The sequence below is a fragment of the Caballeronia sp. GAWG2-1 genome, assembly GCF_023631405.1.
GTDB lineage: Bacteria > Pseudomonadota > Gammaproteobacteria > Burkholderiales > Burkholderiaceae > Caballeronia.
This window is the reverse complement of record NZ_JALQDD010000026.1, coordinates 99,407-121,148: the sequence shown is the minus strand read 5'-3', so window position 1 is coordinate 121,148 and position 21,742 is coordinate 99,407. Positions and strand designations below refer to the sequence as shown.

Here is a 21,742-nt window from a genome sequence, read left to right as displayed (position 1 = left end):
AAATGCGCGATTACGGAAGATGAAAGACGGGCGCAAGCGGCACGGCAACAGGCGCGTTGTCCGCATGCGTTTCCATCAGCGCGGCCATGTAGTCCCACCATTTGCGCATGATGGGCAAATGCGGCAACGCGTCGGTCGAATGCGTGCCGGTGCGCTTGTAGGTGGCGAACAGATGTCCGGTCGCTTCGTCGAGAAAAATCCAGTAGTCGCGGATGCCCGCTGCAACGAGCGCATCGGCCAGTTCGGGCCATATCTCGCGATGGCGCTTCTCGTATTCCTCGCGCATGCCCGGCTTCAGGGTCATGCGAAATGCCATTGTCTCCATGGCGGACCGCCTGATTTTGTTTAGTGAGCCCGAATGTTCGCGGCTCGTTGTGCTGCGACTATAATTCGCCGACCGATAACACGACAATCCGAAAGAAGGATTGGCCGATCGCAAATGCGTATCGGTTTGAAGCTACTGCGTTGCATCACCGCGGACCGACAATGAATCAGAACGTCTCACAGGTGGCGCTCGTCAATCGCCTGAAATTCAAGCATCTGGCGCTGCTCGTCGCGCTCGACGACGCGCGCAATCTGCACCAGGCCGCCGATGCCATCAACGTCGCGCAGCCGAGCGCGAGCCGCATGCTGGCCGATATCGAGGAAGCGTTCGGCTTCCTGCTCTTCGAGCGCAACGCGCGCGGCATGCAGCCAACGCCGCTCGGCATGTCCGCGCTCGCCTACGCGCGCCGCTCGCTCGCCGACCTCACCCGCTTCGCCGACGACCTCGACAACAAACGCCGTGGCGGACATGGCCAACTCACGGTCGGCGCGATCATGGGCGCCGCGCCCGACGTGCTCGCCATGGCCGTAACCGAACTCAAGTCGGAGCGGCCGCTGCTCAACGTGCGCATCCTCGGCGAAACCAGCGACCAGGTCGTGCAACTGCTGCATCGCCGCGAAGTCGATCTCGCGCTCGGCCGTCTCACCACGCCTTTGCAGCACAACGACTTCGATTTCGAACCGCTTGCGCGCGAAGCCATGCGGCTCGTCGTGCGCGCCAGACATCCACTCGTTTCGAAGACGACGCTCGCGCTCGATACACTCGTCGGCTGGCCGTGGATCCTCCAGCCGATCACGAGTCCCGCGCGTCATCTCTTCGAGGATGAACTCGCGCGCGCCGGGCTCACCACGCCTGCCGATATCGTGGAATGCGCGTCCATCTTCGCGACGCTGCAACTGCTGCAAAACAGCGACGCCGTCGCAATGCTGCCGGAATCCGTCGTGCGAGATTATCTGCGCGCGCAATTGCTGGTGGAACTGCCCATTGAAATCGGCAAGAGTCTGTCGGGCTTCGGCTTGCTGCGCCGCAAGTTCGAGACGCTCTCCGAACCCGCCGAATACTTCATCGCGCTGTTGCGCAAGTATTCGGCGTCGTCGCTCGCGGTCACTGCAGGTTGACGAAGAGACCGCCATCCACGAGCAGCGACGCGCCCGTCACGTAACGCGCGCGATCCGATGCCAGAAACACGACGCACTGCGCCACATCGTCCGGTTCACCGAGTCTTCCAAGCGGAATGCGCTTTTCCATATAGGCGCGCTTTTCCGTATCGGACAAGTCTTCGGCGTTGAGGTCGGTGGCGATGGTGCCCGGCATCACCGAATTGCAGCGGATGCCGTAAGGGCCGAGCGCGATGGCGCACGACTGCATCAGCGAATGCACGCCCGCCTTGGTCGGCGTGTAATGCGTCTGCATTCCACCGCCGACGAGCGCGCTGATCGAACTCGTCGCGATGATCGCGCCGCCCGTGCCTTGATCCTTCATCTGATTCGCCGCGGCCTGCGTCACGTAGAACGCGCCGTTCAGGTTCACCGCGACCGTGGTTTCATAGACCGATGGCGGCATGTCGAGAAACGCATGGAACGGACAGATGCCCGCGTTGCTCGACAGCACGTCGACGCGCCCGAAGGCGTCCACCGTGCGGCGCACGAGTTCGCGGCCGGTCTCGTGTTCGGCGACATTGCCTTCGACCGCAATCGCGCGACGGCCGAGCGCCTCGATCTCGCGCAGGATCGACTCGACGGCGTAGCCCTTGCCGTACGACTTGTCGTTGTCGCCCCAATAGTTGATCGCGACGTTCGCGCCTTCGCGCGCGCTCGCCAGCGCGATCGCCCGGCCGATGCCGCGCGAGCCGCCCGTCACGATCACCACTTTGTCTTTCAACAGCATGAACGTTTCCTTCAATGAGTGTACGGACGCGTCAACGCGCATTCGGGATTCAGCCGCACGCCGAAGCCCGGCGTCTCCGGCACCTTCATGCGGCCGTTCACCGGAACGGGTTCGTCGAGCAGCAAGGGCGTGAACATCGGCACGACCTGATCGGCTTTCTCGGCCATCATGAGGAACTCGGCGAACGGCGAGTTGTGACGCGTCACCACGAAGTGATAGCTATACACCGACGAACCGTGCGGCACCACGAGCACGTTATGCGCATCCGCGAGCGCCGATATCTTGATGAGCTCCGTGATGCCGCCGCACCAGCCGACATCCGGCTGCACGAGGTCCGCGCAGCCCATCTCGAAGAGCATGCGAAAACCCCAGCGCGTGGCTTCGTGTTCGCCCGTCGTCACCATCATGCCGCCTGGCACCGCGCGGCGCAGTTCGGCATAGCCCCAGTAATCGTCGGGCGGCAGCGCCTCTTCGATCCATTTCAGGCCATACTCGCGCGCCGCGTTCGCGAGGCGCTTCGCGTAGTTGAGGTCGAGGCTCATCCAGCAGTCGAACATGAGCCAGAAGTCGTCACCGACTTTCGAGCGCATGTCGGCCAGTTTGGCGATGTTCTTCGCGAGCCCTTCCTCGCCTTCGGCCGGTCCATGCTGCAAAGGCATCTTGCCGCCGATGAAACCCATCTCCTTGGCGAGATCCGGCCGCGCGCCGGTTGCATAGAACTGGAGTTCATCCCGCACCGGTCCGCCGAGCAACTGGAACACGGGTTCCTGGCGCACCTTCGCGAGCAGATCCCACAACGCCAGATCGACACCCGATATTGCGTTGAGCACGATACCCTTGCGCCCGTAGTACAGCGTCGCGAAATACATCTGATCCCACATCTTTTCGATATCCGTCACGCGCTGCCCTTCGAGGAAGCGCGCCAGATGCTTCTCGACGATGAATGCGCCGATCTCGCCGCCCGTCGTCACCGCGAAGCCGACCGTGCCGTCGCTTGCCTCGATCTCCACGACGAGCGAGCCGAGCACGTTCAGTCCGAACGACTGACGGCTCTGGCGATACTCGGGATAACGCGCCATCGGCGTCGAGATGTGATCGTCGATCCAGTGGTTCGCGCCCTGGTCGTGATAATCGGCGCCGCCGCCGCGAACGGTGAAAGCGCGCACTTGGCGAATGGTGGGCATGGACATGAGTGTCTGTCTCCGTTTGAAGGCGTTGTTGTTCAGGATGCGCTGGCGGGTTTGGCGCGGGCATCGCGCGAGGCGTCGCGCTGCGGCACGCGCACGAAGGCGACGATCACGAGCGCGGCCAGGACGCTCGCCGCGCCGAGCACCATGAGTCCGGCGCTGGTCGAATGGAATGCGGCTTCGGCGGCGGTGCGGGCCATCGGTGCAAAGAATCCGCCGAGGCCGCCCAACGAGTTGATGAGCGCGATGCCGGCCGCCGCGGCCGCGCCAGTGAGATAACGCGTCGGGAACGTCCAGAAGAGCGGCTGGGCGGCGATGAATCCGCTCGCGGCGCAACACAGCGCGAAAAGCGATACCACCGGCGTTCCCGCGATGCCCGACACGACGATCGCGACGCCCGACATCACGAGCAACGCGATAGCGCACACGCGATGCTTGCCGGTGCGATCCGCATAACGCGGCACGATCCACGTGACGATGACGGCCGCCACCCACGGCAACGCGGTCACGAGTCCGACACGAAAGCCGACCTTGGTTCCGAGCAGCGCGGACACTTGTTGCGGCAGATAAAACACCACGCCATAAACGGCTGCCTGGATCAGGAAATACGCGCAGCACAAGACCAGCACGCGCGGATCGATGAGCGCCGCCAGCACGCCACGCGGTCCGTGCGATGACGCGTTGCGGGCGTCGTCATCGAGACGCGCGACGAGCAGCGCGCGTTGATCCTGAGTGAGCCAGCGTGCGCGGGCGGGGTCGTCGTCGAGATACCAGAACGCCCAGACACCGACGATCGACGCGAGCAAGCCTTCGACCAGAAAGAGCCATTGCCAGCCCGAAAAGCCGAGCGCGCCGTGCAAGTCCAGCAGCAATCCGGACAAAGGCGCACCGAAGATGAACGCGAGCGGCGCGCCGAAGTAAAACACGCCGAGCGCACGCGCCCGAGCGCTTTGCGGGAACCAGCGCGTCAAGTAATAGACGATGCCGGGAAAGAATCCGGCTTCCGCCACGCCGAGCAGAAAGCGCAACGTGTAGAAGCTCGTGGCGTTGTGCGCGAAGGACATCGCCGCCGAAACAAGACCCCACGTCACCATGATGCGGCACATCCACAGCTTCGCGCCCACGCGATGCAAGAGCAGATTGCTCGGCACCTCGAAGATTGCGTAGCCGACGAAGAACACGCCCGCGCCGAACGCGAACGCGGCATTGGTGAGGCCGGTGTCCTGCTGCAGCGCCTTCTGCGCGAAACCGATGTTCGCGCGGTCCAAAAACGCAAGCACATACATGAGCAGCAGAAAGGGCAGCAGCCGGCGCATCACGCGGGACGTGACGGCGCCTTCCGCGCTAACGGAGTCATTCATGTCTCTCTCCAGGTCGCCTTGCTTTTTTATGATGGCGATCGAGCAATCACGGCGATATCAATAAGTCGCGCGTCCGCCCGACAGATCGAACACCGAGCCCGTGCTGAACGCGCAGTCTTCCGACGAGAGCCAGAGAATCAGCGACGCGGCTTCCTGCGGCTGAAGAAAGCGGTTCATCGGAATTTTGGACAGCATGTAGTCGATGTGCTGCTGCGACATCGAATCGAAGATTTCGGTTTTGGCGGCGGCCGGCGTGACCGCGTTGACGAGAATGCCCTTGCCCGCGAGTTCCTTGCCGAGCGACTTGGTGAGCCCGATCAGCCCGGCCTTCGACGCGCTGTAGTGCGAGGCGTTCGGGTTGCCTTCCTTGCCCGCGATGGACGACACGTTGACGATGCGCCCGTAACCCGCCTTCAGCATGTGCGGAACGACGGCGCGGCAAGTGAGATACGGCCCGATCAGATTGACATCGACGACGCGGCGCCAGACATCGGGAGCGAGTTCCCAGGTCGTGCCGTTGCCGCCGGTGATGCCTGCGTTGTTCACGAGGACATCGATATGGCCGTGCGCGGCGAGCGCTTTCTGGACGGCCGCCTCGATGGAGGCTTCATCGGTGAGTTCGACGACTGCGTCGCTCACCTTGCGGGCTTCGTGCTTGGCGGAGAGTTCCGCAGTCGTGCGCTGCAGCCGTTCGCCGTCGACGTCCCACAGCACGACATCCGCGCCCGATTCGAGCGCCCGTTCCGCCACCGCGAGGCCAATGCCGCGCGCGCCGCCTGTTACGACCACCGTGCGGCCCGCCAGATCGATCCGGTTCATCCTTTCGTCTCCTTTTTGTTGCGTCATTCATGCAAGAAATGAATGCCGTGAGACGCACTATAGTCCCACGGCAATAGCGCAACAATTCGAAAGGGCAATCGTTCGATAGCGAAAGCGGATCGGCTGGCTTATCGACGAGCAGGTTTTGCGTCGCGTGAGCGAAGTTTGAACATGCGCCGAGGTGTCTCGGGGTGGACTGCAGTCCCAGACCTTTCCAAGTGCTGGTCGTGAAAGGCGCGGTCGGCGAACATGGCAAAGGCAAATAAAGCGGCGATACCGATTGGGCTAAAGAGAAGAATGGCGACGAACACGAGAAACTCCTTAAACTGGCTACGTCGCAGTATAAAGCGATAATCTCGGTCAAATTATCCCCAACTTCGCAAAACGCCGTTTAACTATCGAAGCGACTTTTTAAGATGGAGCCGATTCCGAATGTTCAAGTAGCGTTCGCAGCCATCGTCGGGAACGCGCGTTGCTATAGCTCTTCACGGTCGCATTGACCAGACGATAAATCGGGCCGCGCCCGAACATTACTCACATAAGAAAGCATGTTCACACCGAAAGCCTGCACTGCCACTTGCGTACTCGACGGAATGCCCGTCACGCTCACGTACTTCCCCGACACCACACTACTGCGCATCACAGACGCAACCGGACATTGCGTCCGCGAGACGCGCTGGCCCGCACCGTGGCGCACGCTGCTTGCCACCTTGCGCGAATTCAGTGGACGCGACGCCGAAAGCCAGCTCTCCACGCTGCTCGATGAAATGCCCGTCGTGCAAAAATCCGCGCGCCAAACCGCGCCCGCATTTGCCTGAAACCGCCGCAACCGATGCCTGTTGCGCAATCGAGCGTCGCGGCTCGCGACGCCGATCCGACGCCCCTGGCGGGTCGATCGGCAACACTTACGCACGCCTCGTAAACCACGATCTTCAATGAGCGCCAACGAACGACGGCAGCAATCGCACGAAAGTAAAATGCAAGCTCATTGTCGATCGTCCGCCGGTCCGTTTTGAGTTCGCTTAGCCGCGCCCTTTACAATGTGGCACTCAGGCGTCTTGCCTCGCTCGAACCGCTTCCTTGTCGACACCCCTCTACGCATTTGGCTGTATGGTCACTGAAACGTCTTCATCGGAATCGCTCGCCGTCGCTGAGCGCGTGCGTGAGCTCATGGCCCGCCACGGTATTGGCAAGCGGCAGCAAACCGCCGAACTGTGCCGCATCCTCGACCTGAGTTTTTCGCAAGGGCACCGCAAACTGCGCGGTAACAGCCCGTGGACGCTCGCGCAAATTCGCAAGGTCGCGGACGCGTTCGACGAAGCCGCGCTCAAGCTCTTCGAACCCATCGACACGCGCGCCGACGAGAGTGAAGGCACGGCGCACGACGCGGTGCTCAAGATCGGCTCGCTGGAAATTCCCTGCATGACATGGGTCGGAAATGCGCTGGACGCGGGCAGCCGGCCCGACTTCATCGCGCAGAAGCTGAATAACCGCTGGATCGTCTCGCGTCACGAAGGCGTGCTGCTTCACGAAGCGTTCGACGTCCACAAGATCGAGATCCTGCCGCGCCGCGCGGATATCGAGAAGCCGATCATCGCCGTGGTCGACGACGATCACGCTTCCGCCGACAATCTGCACGACTATCTGGAATTCAGCGGCTTCACGGCGATGGCTTACTACGGGCTCGACGCGTTCCACGAAGCGCTGCAAGTGCAGGTGTTCGATGCCGTGGTGATCGACTGGCTGTTCGGCGTACACACGTCAGCCGGCGCCATCCGCGACGTGCGCGAGTCGGACAATCCGGATGCGCCCATCTTCGTGCTGACAGGCGAATTAACCACCGGCAAGGCGAGCGAGTCCGAAATCAGCCAGGTGATTCGCGACTACAACGTGACGTGTTTCGAAAAACCGGCGCGGCTCGGCATTCTCGTCGCGGATCTTTCCAAGCGGCTTTTGCGTAGTTGAGTCCGCTCACGCCGCGCGCCGCCGCACCGTCACGGCGCGGTGCACAGCGCCTTTCAGCACGTCATAGCGCACGGGCTTCAGCAAATAATCGAAGAAGAGAATCGCCGCGCGCGGGTCGACGAGTTCCGGCGCGTAGGCGCTCACCGCGATGATCGGCACGCTCGCGCCCGGCGAAAGGCGCGCGCGGTATTCGTTGGCGAACGAGTAGCCGTCCTTGCCCGGCATGTGCAGGTCGGCGAGGATCACATCGGCGTCGTTGGCGCGCAGCCATGCGAGTGCGCTGTCCACATCGGGCATTGCGACTGTCCAATACCCCAGGTGCGTGAGCATTTCCGTCAATGAATCGCGGATCGCTTCGTGGTCGTCGATCACGAGGACGCGCGATCTGCCGCTGGCGGGCGTTTCTATCGCTTCATCGCGCGGCTCCGGCAAGTAGTCCACCGATACCGCCGGCAGACTCACGCGAAACGCCGCGCCCTGCCCGACTTCGCTCGATACCTCGATCGTCCCGCCCAGCAAATTCACCAGGCCGCGCACGACCGCGAGACCCATGCCCGCGCCGTCGAAGCGCCGCGTGCTGGACGAATCCAGTTGCGTGAACTCCTGAAAGATGAGCGGCAATTGTTCGCGAGAGATGCCGGGTCCGGTATCCACCACGGAGATGTCGAGGCGCTTGTCGGCGCGCACGAAATGCACGTCGATGGAACCTGCCTCCGTGTATTTGACGGCGTTGGTCACGAGGTTGGTCACGATCTGCCGCACGCGATGCGGGTCCGATTCGAGCGGCCCGCGCGCGCCTTCGAATCCGCCGCGTAACGCAAGACCTTTCGCGTTGGCCGCGGGCGTGTTGGCATCGACGATTGAATCGAGCAGTTCCGCGGGATCGAACACGGCCATGCGCAGTTCGAGCTTGCCCGCGCCGAGACGCGCGTAGTCGGTGAGATCGCGCATCTGCGCTTCGAGATGGCGCGCGCCTGCTTCAAGCCGCTGAATGATCTTGCGATCCGCCTCGGCGCGCAGATTCAGCCCGAGAAGCTCGACCGACGAGACGATGGCGTGCAGCGGCGTGCGCAGTTCGTGGCTGATCATGCCGAGGAACGTGTCTTTCGCGACGCCCGCCTCGCGCGCGGCGCGGGTCGCCTGATGCTCGGCGCTGAGCGCGGCGCGTTGCTGCTCGATGAGACGCGTGCGCCGGTAGCCGTTGAACAGCAATAGCGCCGTGGCCGCCGCCGATAAAAGCCCAAGCAGAATGCCACCGTAGATCAGATACGTGCGCTTCTTTTCGAAGTCGCGCACCACGGAATCGCGCCCGACGATTTCCATCAGACGCCGGCCGCTCGCGAGTTCCGCGACGGCGGGCGCGTTCTGCCGCAACACGCCGATGGTGCGCAGCGTGCGTTGATGGTCGGTGCGCAATGCCTCGACATCGGTTTCGACCGAGCCGAGCGCGGTATCGATCTGCCGGAGAATTTCCTGCTGACGATTGCGCAGCGTGTCGTGTCCGGCGAGCAGATCGTTCGATTCCGCGACCTGCTTCAACCGCGCGCGTAGCTGCCGGTAGCTTGCGCGCACGGCATCGGCGTCTTCATCGATTCCGCCACGGAACAGCAGCACCTGGCTCTCGAAACGTTCGTAGTCGATCTGAAATTGCGCCGCGTCCCAATAGAGGCCGTCGTAAGGCAGCGCGAAGCGATGCGAATCGCGCGCCAACAGCCCCGAATACAGCATGTAGCCGACCGCGCCGATAGGCGGTGCCACCGCGAGCACGATCAGCGCCGCGTACCAGAAACGGCGAAACCACGGCCTTCCGGGCACGCCGGGCGCGGCAGGTTTGGCGGCTATGACGGACATTGCTTTATGGCAGCGTTTCGATGGCGGCTGCCGCCCGCTCCGACGCGACCACGATCAGCTTCATGGTCGCGCGCGTCGCGCCGACGAAGACTTTGCGCGCGGCTTGTTCATCGAGCACGTCGAAGTCGACTTCGGTGAGGATCACGCACGGCGCGGATTGTCCCTTGAAGCGATAGATCGATTCGAGCAGCACGTCGCCATCGCGATACTCCGGATTGCCGAACAGATCGTACGTGCCGGTGAACGCGCGCAACCGATGCGGCCCGAGATGATCGACGGGCGTGAGCGCCGAACCCTCGCGCCCGCGAAACGACAGAACCGCGATGTCCTGCTTGCGAAAGCCGAGCGAGAGCGCCTGCGTGATGGCGCGCTTGGTCGCCTCGATCACTTCGTCGGAATGGCCGTTCTCGTAGGTGGCGATAGTCACGTCCGAGCCATCGAACGGACTGCCCGCATCCAGCCGCGCGCCCGGACCGACGATCTTGCGGATGAAGCCCAGAAGATCGCGCGGACTGCGGTAATTGGTCGTCTCGCGCAGAATGGTCCAGCCGGGCAGCGGCACGGGCTCGCGCAGATACAGGTTCTGCATCGGATCTTCGAGCCACCACCACGCGCCGTCCGGATTCAGCAACCGTTCCAGCGGTTCGACCCAGCCCGGCTGAAAATCCTGTCCCTCGTCAACGATCAACACATCCGTCTTCCAGTGCTCGGGCACGGGCACGGCGGCGAAGCGTTCTTCGAGCGTCGCGAAGACATCGGGCTGGGAGAAGTCGGGCGGACTGCCGGCATCGCGCGCCACCGAGGCGCTCAGCTGATGATAATTCGCGATCCTCGCCTCTTTCGGCGCAATCGCGCGGATATGATCCGCGAGCGGCCGGTTGAAGCATACGTACAGCACGCTCTTGCCCGCCGCGAGCGAGTCGCGCATGACGCGAACGGCGAGTTGCGTCTTGCCCGCGCCGGCGGTTGCGATCACGCGCAAGCGAAACGGCGAAAACTCCAGCCGGCGCGCCCATGTCGCCAAACCGCCCGAAAGGCGCGTGACGAGCGTGTTGGCTGCGCCGACGAGCGCGTTGGTATCGGGCGTGAGCGAGAGTTCATCGGCGAGAAAGTGATGGATGCGTGCGGCCGATTCGAAGCGCGGCTCGTCGGGCGGCAGAATCTCCAGCACGACTTTCGGCAGTTGCGCCTTGCGGCTTGCATCGACGATACGTCCGGGCGGCACGCCGGCGATGGCCGCGTCCTTCACCGTGTAGTCGGGGCAATACAGCAGTTCCTCGATGCGATACGTTCCCGCGCCGAACGCCGCCGTAAAGCGCCGATGCAGATTTTCCAGCGTGCGCGCGAGTTGAATGGCGACGTTGCGTTCCTTCTGCAAGTAGACCTTCACGAGCCCCGCGCTGGTCTCGCGCAGGAAACCGGCTTTCTGCTCGATCATCAGCACGCGGCCCGATGGCGCGACCACCACGAAATCCGCTTCGCCGAAGACGGAGAAGCCTTCGTTGACGCGCGTCCAGTGCACGCCGTGATACACCGTGTAGTCCTCGGGCAGCTTTTCCAGCAGCGCGAGCGTTTCGAGCTCGCGGGCCGCTGCGCCGGTTGCTTCCAGGTTCTTCCAGTCGTCGGGAACGATTCGAGCCATGCTTGCCTTGGAGCTTGGTTGCATCTGCGATGAAGTCGCGCTTCATTGTACGCAACGGCGCGCGCCGAAGCGTCGGGCGCTATCCGACGCTATCCCGCGAGATCGTAACGGCCGCCGCGCTCGAGCGCACGCTGATAGGCAGGCCGCGCGTGAATGCGTTCGAGAAACGCGCGCACATGCGGCAAGCTCTTCGCGCCCGCGCGCTGACTGCCGGCTTCGAGCGGAAAGCTCATTTGCACGTCGGCGGCGCTGAAGGTGTCGCCCGCGAACCATTCGGACTTCGCGAGTTCGCTTTCGATATAACCGAAGTGCAGCTTCAATTGCGGATCGATGAAACTGGTCTGCATGGTCTGCGCGATCCGGCGGCCGATCGGCTTCACGAAGAACGGCATCTTCGCGCTGCCGATGCGCAAGGCCACGAGCTTGAGCAGCAACGGCGGCATGGCCGAGCCTTCGGCGTAATGCATCCAGTAGTTGAAGCGCACGCGTTCCGGCGATGCGCCATGCGGCGGCGAGAAACGCCCTTCGCCGTAGCGATCGACGAGATACTCGAGAATGGCGCCCGATTCGGCAATGGTCTGCGCGCCATCCGTGATGACCGGCGACTTGCCGAGCGGATGCACGGCGCGTAATTCGGGCGGCGCGAGCATGGTGTTGCGATCGCGCTCGTAACGCTTCAGCTCGTACGGGACGCCGAGTTCTTCGAGCATCCAGAGGACGCGTTGCGAGCGGGAGTTATTGAGGTGATGGACGGTGAGCACGCTGTTGCCTCGTATTGTTATCGTGAGCGTTGGTATGCGACTTGCAAGCCGACACCACGCGAGCATACGTCGAAGGATAATGTCCGCGCGCCCGAGGGCGCATCTCTTTCACACGCACACAGGGACAACAGGAGAAACCGTGACGCTGATCATTTATCTGGTGGGCTGGCTGATTTTCATCGGCGGCGTAGCGTGGGGGCTCGTTGCCATGCACGTGTCGCAACATACGATCGCCATCGTAGCCGTCATCCTGCTCGGCATCGCCGTCATTACCGGCGCAACGCGCGCCCGCAATCGCGACCGCTCGTAGCCGCTTATCGCCTGCCTTTTCCCGCTGTCTTGCGCTTGCAGCCGACGCCGCTCGCGCAAGACAAACGCGAATTCAAGTCACCACACGTGTCGACAGCGCGTCTTGAATCAGCGCCACTAGTTCATCGGGATGCGCGGGCTTCGTCATGAAATGCTGGAATCCTTCGCCAATACTTCGTAATCGGTATTCGTCGCCGTCGTGTCCCGTCAGCGCGATGGCCACGGAAGGCGGGAGATTGCCCCGTATTTCGTGGTCGCGCAAACGTTGCACGAGGTAGAAACCGTCCATTCCGGGAAGGTCGAGATCGCATATCACCGCATCGGGAAGATTCCGGATCGCGGCTTCCGCGCCGTCTTCGGCGTCGGCTACGGCGATCACATCGGCGCCTTCTTCTTCCAGCAAAATTTGCAGTGATGCCCTGCTTTCGGGATCGTCTTCGACCAGCACGATCCGCGTGTGCCCCAGTCTTGCTACTTCGTTCATGATGTTCTTTTCGACTGCCTAAAACGGAATTCTCGCGCACGGTCTCCACGGCTCGCCGCTCCTGACTGCTTGGGCAACCTTGCGTCGACTGCGCGCACCAAGCATACGTTGACAAGAAAACGCGGCGGGAATTCCGAACGCACCGTGTTCTATGCTGCGCGTGCACCGGTGCGGAATGCCGCGCAGTATGTCTCGCGCCGGGACAACGGGGGTAATGCCGGTCTCGGCGCACCGAAATCGAGCAAGAACCGGACCGGTCTCCGGCGTCGCCCGCAGACCCTTGACTGGCGGCGCTTTCAGCGTTTTTTTAGTGGCGCACCGGCCGGTAAAGCCGCACGACCGTGTAATTAAAACCGCAGCCATGCCCCGATTTCTCGTCAGACATTTAGGTTCGCGGCGGAATCGGGGCGCGTGGACAACGGCTGCGGCGCCTGCGATGTCTGTAAGAGCGCGCGATATTCCGTCGGCGTAATTCCGACCGTCGCCTTGAACTGCCGCGTAAAGGCGCTGTGATCGGTGTAGCCGCATAACGCTGCCACGTCCGTCACCTTGTTGTCGTTTGAGACAAGCAGTGCGGTGGCGGCATCGAGCCGGGTCTTCAGCAACACCTGTCGCGGTGTCAGGTGAAAGACCTTGTGGAAATATCGTTCGAGCTGCGCAATCGACATGTTCGCCATCTGCGCGAGTTGCCGCATGTTGAGCGGCTGCACGAAATTTTCCTGGATGTGCTGCACGACCGCCGCAAGCCGGCTATAGGCCGGATGCGTGCCTTCAGCCGCTTGCAGATCGCGCGAAATACCCGCGAGACCCACGATTTTGCCCGTCGCATCGTGCAGCGGCTGTTTGCAGGTCATGCACCAGCCGGGCTCGCGGCCGGGATACAGATGCAGTTCGAGTTGATCGATGAGCTGAGTGCCCTGCGCGATGATCGCCTGATCCTGCGCCGTATAGATGCGCCCGAAGCGGCTCGGAAAAACGTCCTCGGCGGTTCGGCCGAGCAGCGCGGACTTGTCGTCCTTGTGGCCGCAGCGGCGCGCAAGCGTGCGGTTGACCATCGCGTAGCGCGCGTGGCGATCTTTCACGAAGAATACGATGTCGGGCATCGCGTCGAACACCGGCGCGAGCAGCGCGAAGTGCGCGAGCATGGCGCCGAGCGTCGATGCAGGCGAGGCATCGGCTGCGGGTTCTTCATCGGGAAGGCCGGGCGAGGTTGGCATGCGTTTTCGGTTGGGCTGACTTTGAACGCGATGCGGGTGATTATAGGAGCGCGTGCATCAGGACAAAATTGAGCGTGGCGTCTGTCTCGCATGGCGGCTCATGCGTGAGCGGGCGTCGGTTCTTGAAGTTGGCGTTGGCGTCGGCGTTGGCGTTGGCGTTGGCGTTGGCGTTGGCGTTGGCGTTGGCGTTGGCGTTGGCGTTGGCGTTGGCGTTGGCGTGAAGCGTATCGCGGCACGGCTTCATCACGCTAGTACGCGGTTCATCGGCCGCCAAGACCTTAATCCACCGCGCCTTCGTCGAGTTCCGCCATCAATGTATCGATGCGAACCGGCGCGAACGGTGGACGCGTCATCGGGCGTTCCCAGCCGAAATACACCGACGCCGCCTCGCCGCAAATGCGTCCCTGGCACGCGCCCATGCCGCAGCGCGTCTGCAGCTTCGCATCGCGCCAATTGGCATGCGCCGCGACGTCGCCAAAGCGCACGTCCTCGCAGCGGCATATGAGCGTGTCGGCGGATGGCGGCGTGCGTGCGGCAACACCCAGCTCGAAAGCGCGCTCGACGCGCCCGGCAAACGCACGCCAGCGCCCGCGTTCGCGCACGAGACGCATGTCGATGGCGAGCCCCAGCGCCGCGCGCGCCGCAATCAATCCTTCGACGCGCGCCAGTTCCATGCCGCCGATGCCCGTGCATTCTCCGGCGGCGAACACCGCATCGAGCGAAGTGCGCTGAGTGTCGTCGATGCAAAGGGCGGCGGTATCGGCGAATGCGCAGCCTAGCGCCTGCGCGAGCGTCGTATTCGGCACGAGCCCGTAACCGCACGCGATGCGATCCGCTTCGATGACTCGCTCCCGACTGCCAGTGCGGATCGTGACGGCTTCGACGCGCTCACGCCCGTGCGCCTTCACGACGACACCGCCCGTCCGATAGCCAGCCGTTCCAAGCGCCATGGCCTGCGCGAGCTTCGCGGGCGTCGCCGCAAGTGACGCGACAAAACGCGCGATGCGCCCAAAACGCGCCTGCTCGATGACCGCGAGAACTTTGGCGCCATGACGGCGCGCGGTATCGGCGGCGGCGAGCAGTAGCGGACCGCTTCCCGCCACCACGACGCGCTGCCCGCGCACCGGCATCCCGCTCTTGATGAGCGCCTGCAAGCCGCCCGCGCCCGTGACGCCGGGCAACGTCCAGCCCTCGAACGGCAACAGACGCTCGCGCGCGCCGGTCGCGAGAATCAGCTTCGACCATGCGATTTCGAGCGATGCCGTCTGCTGCTCCAGCAAGAGCCGCTTGTCGCCGGAGACGGCGGCCACTTTGGTTGCGCTGAAGCGTGTGAGATTCGGGCGCGTGGCGGTATCGGCGAGCCAGTGACGAAGTGGATCGGCGAGCGCTGCCTGCGGACCCTGCCGCCAGATCTGACCGCCGGGACGCGGGTTATCGTCGATGAGCGCGACCCGCGCGCCCGCGCGCGCGGCTTCCTGCGCCGCCGCAAGCCCCGCCGGCCCCGCGCCGACGATCGCGAGATCGAACATTTCGGGCGTCATCGCGGCGTCGCCATCGTCTGGATGACGAGGCCTTCGTCACACAACGTCTGACAGCCGAGCACATGCGCGCGGCCCGCCACGACGACGCGGCACTCCTGGCAGACGCCCATTCCGCAGAGCGCAGCGCGCGGCTCGCCCGAAACGGAGCGGCGCGTGCCTGCGATCGAGCGCATCGCGAGCGCGGCGGCGATGGTGGTGAAAGCGGCGACGTCGAGCGCTTCACCGTCGATGAAGATGCGGACGGTTTCAGCCATCTGGATGATCTTGTAAGAGCGCGAGCGGACCCGGCGCTTCGCCGTCGATTGCGCCACGCCCGGCAGCAATCGTCGAGGCATTCCTGCTTGCAAGCTTGGAAAGCCAAAGCGGCCACGCGAGCGGCAAGCGCGCAATCTCAACCATCGACCGGCTCCCGCGCAAACCGCTGCGGCGAAAACGCAGCCGCGTAAGGCGCTTGCATCGCGCCGAGAATCTGATCCGCCAGCAACGCGGCAGTGCCGAGCGAAGTCGTGACGCCCAGCCCTTCATGCCCGGCCGCAAGCCACAACCGATCGCCCGCATACCGCGCCGGGCCGATCAGCGGCATGCCGTCCGGCGTCGCCGCGCGCAAACCGGTCCACGCGCGAATCGCGTTGAGCGCGCCGATGCCCGGCAAAAACCGCGACGCGCGTCTGAGCATGAGCGCGAGCACGCGGGCATCGATGGCCGGATCGACATTGCCGAACTGCCGCGAAGAGCCGATCAAAATCTGTCCCGTCGGCCGCGGCTGCGCGTTGAACGCCACCGACACGCCGCGCGCGTGATGCGCGCTCTTGATATACCCGAGTTCCGCCACCTGATGCCTGATCGTGCCCGGATAACGATCCGTGATCAGCAGATGTCCCTTCTTGGCTTCGAGTGACACGCCATCGACCAACTCCGCCGCCGCGATCCCGTTGGCGACGACCACATGCGCCGCGTGCTGCCGCTCGCCGCCGCGAAGCGTGATGCTCGCGGCGCTGTCGGTCGCGGCGACGCCAGCGACCGCGCAGCCGGTGACGACGCGAATGCGCGCGGCGCCTTCGGAGCACGTCAGCAGCCATTGCGCGGCTGCGGGCGCATAGACGATGGCGTCGTCATCGACGAGAACGCCGCCTCGCAGCGCGTGACTCAGCGATGGCTCCGCCTCGCGCAAGCCGGTCGCATCGAGCAAATGCGCGCGCACGCCGCCTGCCGCGAAGGCATCGCGCATGGTTTGCGCCGCGTCGAGTTCCTCGTCGTCTTCGGCGGCCCAGACGGTGCCGCATCGCACGAAGGCGTCGCGTTCGCGCAAGTGCGGCGCGAGCGCCAGCCACAAGTCGCGCGACGCGCGGGTCAGCGCGAATTCGGCGGCGGAATCGTTCATCACGACGATATGCCCCATGCCCGCCGCCGTCGCGCCGCCGCCGATACCCCGCGCATCCACGACATCGACCACAAGCCCGCGCGCAGCCAGTTCCGCCGCGCACGCCGCGCCGACGATGCCCGCGCCGACGACGATCACATCCGCCGACATGTGCGTCACGCGGCAACGCTCGCCGGAATGCCGCGCGCGAACGGATCGCGCTCGTCGAACACGAGCCGCCCTTCGCCCATGACGTGCGCAAAGCCGGTGATCGTCGGCACGATCTCGCCTTGCGCGTGCTCGTAACTCGCCTCGAACACGCTGCCGATGATGCTTTCCTGCCGCCAGATTTCGCCCGGCGCGAGCAATCCATCCGCCGCGAGACACGCGAGCTTCGCGCTCGTGCCGGTGCCGCACGGCGACCGGTCGTACGCGCTGCCTGGGCACAGCACGAAGCTGCGGCTGTCGATGCCCGTCGAAGGCGAATCCGCGAACAGTTCGATATGGTCGATGTACGCTCCCGCCGCGCCCGTTATGCCCTGCGCCTGCAGCGCTTCGCGGATCGCATCGGAAAATGCCGTCAACTCCGCGATACGCGCGCCGTCGAGCGTGCGTCCGTGGTCCGCGACGAGGAAAAACCAGTTGCCGCCCCACGCGACATCGCCCGTGAGCGGACCGCAGCCAGGCACATCCACCGTCACCGCGCGCCGATGCCGGTATGCCGGCACATTGCGCACGCTGACGCTGCCGTTCGGATTGAGCGTGGCATCGACGGGACCGACGGGCGTATCGATACGATGCCGCCCCGCCGCTATCCGTCCCGCATGCGCCAGCGACGCCACGAGCCCGATGGTCCCGTGCCCGCACATGCCGAGATAGCCGACGTTGTTGAAGAAGACGACGCCCGCAGTCGCGGTGGGGTCGTCGGGCGCGCAGAGAAGCGCGCCGACCATGACGTCGGAGCCGCGCGGCTCGGTGACGATGGCGCGGCGCCAGTCGTCGAAACGCGTGCGAAACGTCTCCAGCCGTTGCGCGAGTGTGCCGTCGCCCAAGTCCGGACCACCCGCGGTGACGAGGCGGGTCGGCTCGCCGCCCGTATGCGAATCGATGATGTCGATGGTTTTCATGCCGCCTATCCTAAAAATGCGCGCGGCAGGCGTCTTGGAGCGGCTACGCGATTTCGATGACGATATCGGCATAACCCGCCCTCGCCCGATGACGCTCGCCGGAGCCCGCGCGCGCTGTGCCGAAATCGGCACGCGCCGCGCGCGAAACGCGCAAGACGCCTTGTTTTGCCGTGCTTAAACTGCACAGCGTTCAAACATTTTCGGAGAGCCGCCGTGTCGCATATCTGGGAAGGCGTGATGCCCGCCGTCACCACCAAGTTCAACGCCGATTTCAGCATAGACAGCGCGTGGACGAAGAAGAACATCGAAGCGCAGATCGAGGCTGGCGTGGACGGCATCATCGTGTGCGGCTCGCTCGGCGAAGCTTCGACGCTTTCGCTCGACGAAAAGCTCGACGTGCTCGATATCGCCGTGGACGCGGCGCGCGAACGCGTGCCGGTACTGCTGACCATCGCGGAAAACAGCACGCTCGACGGCTGCCGCCAGGCGGCGCGCGCGGCGAGCCGGGGCGCGAAGGGCTACATGGTGCTGCCGGGTCTGCGTTATATTTCGGATCGGCGCGAGACGCTCAACCATTTCCGCATGGTCGCGGATGCAAGTCCGCTGCCGATCATGGTCTACAACAATCCGCTCGCGTATGGCGTCGATGTCACTCCGCGCATGTTCGCGGAACTGGCCGAAGACAGCAAATTCGCGGCGATCAAGGAATCCAGCGGCGACGTACGGCGCATCACCGACCTGATCAACGAAGTCGGCGACCGCTATGCGCTCTTTTGCGGCGTCGACAATCTGGCGATGGAAGCCATGCTGATGGGCGCGCACGGTTGGGTGGCTGGCCTCGTGTGCGCTTTTCCGCGCGAGACCGTGGCGATCTACAAGCTTTTGCAGGCGGGACGCATGGAGGAAGCGCGCGCGATTTACCGCTGGTTCGCGCCACTGCTCGCGCTCGACGTGTCGCACAAGCTCGTGCAGAACATCAAGCTCGCGGAAACGATCGTCGGCCTTGGCACGGAGCCGGTACGCCCGCCGCGACTTCCGCTTGCCGGCGACGAACGCAAGGAGATCGAAGCGCTGATCCGGCGAAGTATCGAAACGCGGCCTGAATTGCCGCGGTTCTAATTTCGCCGATCACAGCGATGCCGTCTCGCGACGGAATCCATTATGTGAAAGCGTGAGTCTTTCAAGGCAAACGCAAAAATGCCGTCTCGCGACGGCATTTTTACTTGGTGCTCTTAAGCAGCAATACGGGCATGCTCGGGTTCGACGCGCTCGTCGCCGGTTTCCTCGCCATCGCCATACAGATGCAACAGGCGATAACCGCTCTTGTACACCGGCTGCAGTCGGAAGTGATTGACCGGCTCGATTTCCAGCGCCAGACGCAGACGCGACACGTGACTGTCGATAGTGCGCGTGGTTTCGCGGAACTCGCGACCCCAGACCATCGCGAAAATATGATCGCGCGACAGCACGCGACCGATATTCGAGAAGAACAACTGGGCGAGGCGGAATTGCGTGCCGCTCAACTGCACCGGACGGCCGCGCACCGTGACGGCTTGCTGACGCGAGTCGAAGCGATACGGCCCGACTTCGAGGCAAGCGCTCGACGTGGTTGGATACGCCCGGCGGATCAGCGCTTCGATGCGCGCGCCGAATTCGCCCGGGCGCACCGGATAAACGACGTAATCGTCCGCGCCTGCCGTCAACGCGCAAACGACGTTGTGTTCGGCGCCGTCGGGCGTGGCGAACATGACCGGCACGCGCTCGCCGAAACTGGAGCGCACGGATTTGAGCAGGTCGAGACCGCACAGACCGGATGAATTCCAGTCGAGAATGAGCAAATCGACCGTGGAACGCGAGAGCGCCTTGGACAACTGGAGGCCGTCGCCAAAGGTCACGCACGCGTGACCAAGCCGCTTGACGACGTCGCTGATGAGATTTCTATAACTTGGGTCGGTTTGCAAAACGGCGACGCGCATAGGGTCTGGCCTGATGAGTCTGAGGGGCAATAAGCAGATGCCTTGTCGAACGGGCACCGCAGGACGTCTCGTTACAGACTGAGACGGTTAAATACAGGCGGCATTCTGGGCAGACCCGTTTCCCTTTCCCATCGGACTCATCCGAATTTGTCAACGCATGTGACGATTTCGACACCGTGTCGCATGCACAACCATCTCGAAAATAGATCGGCCGTTCTGCCGGAGGTGGCCTTTCATCCTGTAACATCGCGCGTCTGGCTTGAACGTCCCCGTTTGCGAGCTCTTACCGATGCCTCGCAAAGGAACGCTGCCGCGCGACTCCGAGTCGTTCGCGCAGCGCGGCCGCCGGGCGCGATACGACAATGCGTCCGTCGGGCTCATCATCCGGTCCTTGATTCGCGCTCACCCGGCGCGTCTTGAAAAGCCGCAGGACAACGCCTCTTCTTGCGCGGCACGTCCCGACACGTGCGCGGCTCTTTTCATTTACGGGTTCTTTTTTCGATGCACGCAACACCTCTGCCCGGCGCCTCGGACACCACGAGCGCCGCGGGCCGCCGTCTCACGCGCGGCGACTATAAAACGCTCACCCTCGCCGCACTTGGCGGCGCTCTCGAGTTCTACGACTTCATCATTTTCGTGTTCTTCGCGCCCGTGATCGGCCAGCTGTTCTTTCCCGCCACGATTCCTGACTGGCTGCGGCAACTGCAGACTTTCGGCATCTTCGCGGCGGGTTATCTTGCCCGGCCGCTGGGCGGTATCGTCATGGCGCATTTCGGCGATCTGCTCGGCCGCAAGCGCATGTTCACGCTCTCCGTGCTGCTGATGTCGGTGCCGACGCTCCTGATGGGCCTGCTGCCCACTTACGCTTCGATTGGCATGATGGCGCCCGTTCTGCTGCTCCTCTTTCGCGTGATGCAAGGCGCGGCCGTCGGCGGCGAAGTGCCTGGCGCGTGGGTTTTCGTGTCGGAGCACGTGCCGAGTCGTCATGTCGGCTACGCGTGCGGCACGCTCACGGCGGGACTGACGGCCGGCATTCTGCTCGGTTCGCTGGTCGCGACCGCGATCAACAAGAGCTTCGCGCCGGCGCAAGTCGCGGACTTCGCGTGGCGTCTGCCGTTCCTGCTCGGCGGATTGTTCGGGTTGTGCTCGGTGTATCTGCGACGCTGGCTGCATGAAACGCCCGTGTTCGCCGAACTGCAAAAGCGCAAGTCGCTTGCCGCCGAGATTCCGCTCAAAGCCGTGCTGCGCGATCATGGCCGCGCCGTGATCGTGTCGATGCTGCTCACGTGGATGCTTTCCGCGGCTATCGTCGTGGTCATTCTGATGACGCCGACGCTTCTGCAGAAGCAATTCCACATCGCGCCGGCGACCGTGCTCGCGGCCAATTGCGTGGCGACGCTGTTCTTGACCATCGGTTGCGTGCTGGCGGGCGCGATTGCGGGGCGCATCGGCGCGGGCAGGACGATTTTCATCGGCGCGATTGCGCTCGGCGTGTCGTATTACCTGCTGTTCCGGCAAGTTTCGCTCGATACTTCCGTGCTCTTGCCGTGGTACGCGTGCGCGGGCTTCACGGTTGGCGTGATCGGCGCAATTCCGTTCGTCATGGTGAAAGCGTTTCCGCCCGCCATTCGCTTTTCGGGCATCTCGTTTTCGTACAACGTCGCATATGCCGTTTTCGGCGGACTCACGCCGATCGTCGTTTCGCTGATGATGAAATCCAGTCCGATGGCACCCGTGATCTACGTCTGCGCGCTGTGCGCGGTGGGCGCGGTGACTACGCTGTTTATCCGGGAAGCGGCGGTCGAGGCCTGAACGGCGGGCCGGATCCGATCACGCAACGCGCACTCCCCGTGAGTGCGCTTTTTTCGCCTTGAACGCCACGTTTCACCCGTGCCTGAAACATCGAGCGTGCGCCGCGTCTAGCATTGAG

The 21,742-nt window shown here is 63.7% G+C and carries 22 protein-coding genes; 6 read left to right on the top strand and 16 right to left on the bottom strand.

Translation table 11 applies throughout. The features are described 5' to 3' along the window. Window positions 1–10: 10 nt before the first annotated feature. On the bottom strand, window positions 11–325 hold the full coding sequence (locus NCR98_RS15750) for an L-rhamnose mutarotase (protein ID WP_250526616.1): 315 nt from the start codon (window positions 323–325) through the stop codon (window positions 11–13). A 161-nt stretch (window positions 326–486) separates the two neighbouring features. Between NCR98_RS15750 and NCR98_RS15745 the strand changes: the two genes are divergently transcribed. After that, window positions 487–1,443, top strand: coding sequence for a LysR family transcriptional regulator (locus NCR98_RS15745; RefSeq protein WP_250509943.1), 957 nt, complete (start codon window positions 487–489; stop codon window positions 1,441–1,443). Here NCR98_RS15745 and lra1 read toward each other — a convergent pair. The 4 genes from lra1 to NCR98_RS15725 are packed head-to-tail and all read right to left on the bottom strand — an operon-like array spanning window position 1,430 to window position 5,579. Continuing rightward, complete coding sequence (gene lra1 / locus NCR98_RS15740) at window positions 1,430–2,212, bottom strand: L-rhamnose 1-dehydrogenase Lra1 (protein ID WP_244828419.1); 783 nt, start codon at window positions 2,210–2,212, stop codon at window positions 1,430–1,432. The genes NCR98_RS15745 and lra1 overlap by 14 nt on opposite strands. Window positions 2,213–2,223: 11 nt before the next feature. After that, window positions 2,224–3,402: an L-rhamnonate dehydratase gene (rhmD, locus tag NCR98_RS15735; RefSeq protein ID WP_244828420.1), complete on the bottom strand. Its 1,179-nt coding sequence runs from the start codon at window positions 3,400–3,402 to the stop codon at window positions 2,224–2,226. Window positions 3,403–3,434: 32 nt separating this feature from the next. Beyond that, a complete protein-coding gene (locus NCR98_RS15730; RefSeq protein WP_250526615.1) occupies window positions 3,435–4,760 on the bottom strand; it encodes an MFS transporter in 1,326 nt (441 codons plus the stop codon). 57 nt (window positions 4,761–4,817) lie between these two features. Beyond that, window positions 4,818–5,579 carry an SDR family NAD(P)-dependent oxidoreductase gene (locus NCR98_RS15725; protein ID WP_250526614.1) on the bottom strand — a complete coding sequence of 254 codons (762 nt, stop codon included), beginning with the start codon at window positions 5,577–5,579 and terminating at the stop codon, window positions 4,818–4,820. A gap of 548 nt (window positions 5,580–6,127) precedes the next feature. Here NCR98_RS15725 and NCR98_RS15720 point away from each other — a divergent pair. Then, window positions 6,128–6,397, top strand: a complete 270-nt coding sequence (locus tag NCR98_RS15720; protein ID WP_250493258.1) for a hypothetical protein — start codon at window positions 6,128–6,130, stop codon at window positions 6,395–6,397. 292 nt (window positions 6,398–6,689) lie between these two features. Continuing rightward, the gene (locus NCR98_RS15715; protein WP_244828425.1) at window positions 6,690–7,544 is read left to right on the top strand and encodes a helix-turn-helix domain-containing protein; all 855 of its coding nucleotides are present in this window, start codon (window positions 6,690–6,692) and stop codon (window positions 7,542–7,544) included. A 6-nt stretch (window positions 7,545–7,550) separates the two neighbouring features. On the opposite strand, the gene NCR98_RS15710 is transcribed toward NCR98_RS15715, so the two are convergent. From NCR98_RS15710 to NCR98_RS15700, 3 genes are all read right to left on the bottom strand, one after another. Continuing rightward, window positions 7,551–9,395: an ATP-binding response regulator gene (locus tag NCR98_RS15710; RefSeq protein WP_250466760.1), complete on the bottom strand. Its 1,845-nt coding sequence runs from the start codon at window positions 9,393–9,395 to the stop codon at window positions 7,551–7,553. Between the two features lie 4 nt (window positions 9,396–9,399). Beyond that, the gene (locus NCR98_RS15705; RefSeq protein WP_250493255.1) at window positions 9,400–11,037 is read right to left on the bottom strand and encodes an ATP-binding domain-containing protein; all 1,638 of its coding nucleotides are present in this window, start codon (window positions 11,035–11,037) and stop codon (window positions 9,400–9,402) included. An 89-nt stretch (window positions 11,038–11,126) separates the two neighbouring features. After that, window positions 11,127–11,798 carry a glutathione S-transferase family protein gene (locus NCR98_RS15700; protein WP_250466759.1) on the bottom strand — a complete coding sequence of 224 codons (672 nt, stop codon included), beginning with the start codon at window positions 11,796–11,798 and terminating at the stop codon, window positions 11,127–11,129. Window positions 11,799–11,937: 139 nt separating this feature from the next. Here NCR98_RS15700 and NCR98_RS15695 point away from each other — a divergent pair, with 139 nt between their 5' ends. After that, window positions 11,938–12,108 carry a hypothetical protein gene (locus NCR98_RS15695; RefSeq protein WP_244828429.1) on the top strand — a complete coding sequence of 57 codons (171 nt, stop codon included), beginning with the start codon at window positions 11,938–11,940 and terminating at the stop codon, window positions 12,106–12,108. Between the two features lie 72 nt (window positions 12,109–12,180). Here NCR98_RS15695 and NCR98_RS15690 read toward each other — a convergent pair whose 3' ends face one another. The 7 genes from NCR98_RS15690 to NCR98_RS15660 all read right to left on the bottom strand — a co-directional run bounded on the left by NCR98_RS15690 (window position 12,181) and on the right by NCR98_RS15660 (window position 17,836). Beyond that, window positions 12,181–12,591, bottom strand: coding sequence for a response regulator (locus NCR98_RS15690; protein WP_250526613.1), 411 nt, complete (start codon window positions 12,589–12,591; stop codon window positions 12,181–12,183). Window positions 12,592–12,968: 377 nt separating this feature from the next. After that, a complete protein-coding gene (locus tag NCR98_RS15685; RefSeq protein ID WP_250493253.1) occupies window positions 12,969–13,808 on the bottom strand; it encodes an AraC family transcriptional regulator in 840 nt (279 codons plus the stop codon). Window positions 13,809–13,848: 40 nt separating this feature from the next. Next, window positions 13,849–14,082 (bottom strand): hypothetical protein, encoded by a 234-nt coding sequence (locus NCR98_RS15680; RefSeq protein ID WP_250526612.1) that lies wholly within the window; start codon window positions 14,080–14,082, stop codon window positions 13,849–13,851. A gap of 4 nt (window positions 14,083–14,086) precedes the next feature. Then, complete coding sequence (locus NCR98_RS15675) at window positions 14,087–15,349, bottom strand: NAD(P)/FAD-dependent oxidoreductase (RefSeq protein ID WP_250526611.1); 1,263 nt, start codon at window positions 15,347–15,349, stop codon at window positions 14,087–14,089. Beyond that, window positions 15,346–15,603, bottom strand: a complete 258-nt coding sequence (locus NCR98_RS15670) for a 2Fe-2S iron-sulfur cluster-binding protein (protein WP_250493354.1) — start codon at window positions 15,601–15,603, stop codon at window positions 15,346–15,348. The genes NCR98_RS15675 and NCR98_RS15670 overlap by 4 nt, the downstream gene beginning before the upstream one ends. Before the next feature lie 137 nt (window positions 15,604–15,740). Continuing rightward, a complete protein-coding gene (locus tag NCR98_RS15665) occupies window positions 15,741–16,880 on the bottom strand; it encodes an NAD(P)/FAD-dependent oxidoreductase (protein ID WP_250526685.1) in 1,140 nt (379 codons plus the stop codon). A gap of 5 nt (window positions 16,881–16,885) precedes the next feature. Further along, window positions 16,886–17,836: a 4-hydroxyproline epimerase gene (locus NCR98_RS15660; RefSeq protein ID WP_284503857.1), complete on the bottom strand. Its 951-nt coding sequence runs from the start codon at window positions 17,834–17,836 to the stop codon at window positions 16,886–16,888. Window positions 17,837–18,049: 213 nt separating this feature from the next. On the opposite strand from NCR98_RS15660, the gene NCR98_RS15655 reads away from it, so the two are divergent. Continuing rightward, window positions 18,050–18,955: a dihydrodipicolinate synthase family protein gene (locus NCR98_RS15655; protein ID WP_250526610.1), complete on the top strand. Its 906-nt coding sequence runs from the start codon at window positions 18,050–18,052 to the stop codon at window positions 18,953–18,955. Window positions 18,956–19,068: 113 nt separating this feature from the next. Here the strand turns inward: NCR98_RS15655 and NCR98_RS15650 are convergent, their stop codons facing one another. After that, window positions 19,069–19,812: a response regulator transcription factor gene (locus NCR98_RS15650; protein WP_250466750.1), complete on the bottom strand. Its 744-nt coding sequence runs from the start codon at window positions 19,810–19,812 to the stop codon at window positions 19,069–19,071. Between the two features lie 501 nt (window positions 19,813–20,313). Here NCR98_RS15650 and NCR98_RS15645 point away from each other — a divergent pair. Then, on the top strand, window positions 20,314–21,624 hold the full coding sequence (locus tag NCR98_RS15645; RefSeq protein ID WP_250526609.1) for an MFS transporter: 1,311 nt from the start codon (window positions 20,314–20,316) through the stop codon (window positions 21,622–21,624). Window positions 21,625–21,742: the final 118 nt, after the last annotated feature.

What these genes read in the sequence shown, in the direction of transcription:
- NCR98_RS15750 (WP_250526616.1), bottom strand. Translation starts at nt 325, where the DNA reads ATGGAGACAATGGCATTTCGCATGACCCTGAAGCCGGGCATGCGCGAG.
- NCR98_RS15745 (WP_250509943.1), top strand. Translation starts at nt 487, where the DNA reads ATGAATCAGAACGTCTCACAGGTGGCGCTCGTCAATCGCCTGAAATTC.
- lra1 (WP_244828419.1), bottom strand. Translation starts at nt 2,212, where the DNA reads ATGCTGTTGAAAGACAAAGTGGTGATCGTGACGGGCGGCTCGCGCGGC.
- rhmD (WP_244828420.1), bottom strand. Translation starts at nt 3,402, where the DNA reads ATGTCCATGCCCACCATTCGCCAAGTGCGCGCTTTCACCGTTCGCGGC.
- NCR98_RS15730 (WP_250526615.1), bottom strand. Translation starts at nt 4,760, where the DNA reads ATGAATGACTCCGTTAGCGCGGAAGGCGCCGTCACGTCCCGCGTGATG.
- NCR98_RS15725 (WP_250526614.1), bottom strand. Translation starts at nt 5,579, where the DNA reads ATGAACCGGATCGATCTGGCGGGCCGCACGGTGGTCGTAACAGGCGGC.
- NCR98_RS15720 (WP_250493258.1), top strand. Translation starts at nt 6,128, where the DNA reads ATGTTCACACCGAAAGCCTGCACTGCCACTTGCGTACTCGACGGAATG.
- NCR98_RS15715 (WP_244828425.1), top strand. Translation starts at nt 6,690, where the DNA reads ATGGTCACTGAAACGTCTTCATCGGAATCGCTCGCCGTCGCTGAGCGC.
- NCR98_RS15710 (WP_250466760.1), bottom strand. Translation starts at nt 9,395, where the DNA reads ATGTCCGTCATAGCCGCCAAACCTGCCGCGCCCGGCGTGCCCGGAAGG.
- NCR98_RS15705 (WP_250493255.1), bottom strand. Translation starts at nt 11,037, where the DNA reads ATGGCTCGAATCGTTCCCGACGACTGGAAGAACCTGGAAGCAACCGGC.
- NCR98_RS15690 (WP_250526613.1), bottom strand. Translation starts at nt 12,591, where the DNA reads ATGAACGAAGTAGCAAGACTGGGGCACACGCGGATCGTGCTGGTCGAA.
- NCR98_RS15685 (WP_250493253.1), bottom strand. Translation starts at nt 13,808, where the DNA reads ATGCCAACCTCGCCCGGCCTTCCCGATGAAGAACCCGCAGCCGATGCC.
- NCR98_RS15675 (WP_250526611.1), bottom strand. Translation starts at nt 15,349, where the DNA reads ATGACGCCCGAAATGTTCGATCTCGCGATCGTCGGCGCGGGGCCGGCG.
- NCR98_RS15670 (WP_250493354.1), bottom strand. Translation starts at nt 15,603, where the DNA reads ATGGCTGAAACCGTCCGCATCTTCATCGACGGTGAAGCGCTCGACGTC.
- NCR98_RS15665 (WP_250526685.1), bottom strand. Translation starts at nt 16,880, where the DNA reads ATGTCGGCGGATGTGATCGTCGTCGGCGCGGGCATCGTCGGCGCGGCG.
- NCR98_RS15660 (WP_284503857.1), bottom strand. Translation starts at nt 17,836, where the DNA reads ATGAAAACCATCGACATCATCGATTCGCATACGGGCGGCGAGCCGACC.
- NCR98_RS15650 (WP_250466750.1), bottom strand. Translation starts at nt 19,812, where the DNA reads ATGCGCGTCGCCGTTTTGCAAACCGACCCAAGTTATAGAAATCTCATC.
- NCR98_RS15645 (WP_250526609.1), top strand. Translation starts at nt 20,314, where the DNA reads ATGCACGCAACACCTCTGCCCGGCGCCTCGGACACCACGAGCGCCGCG.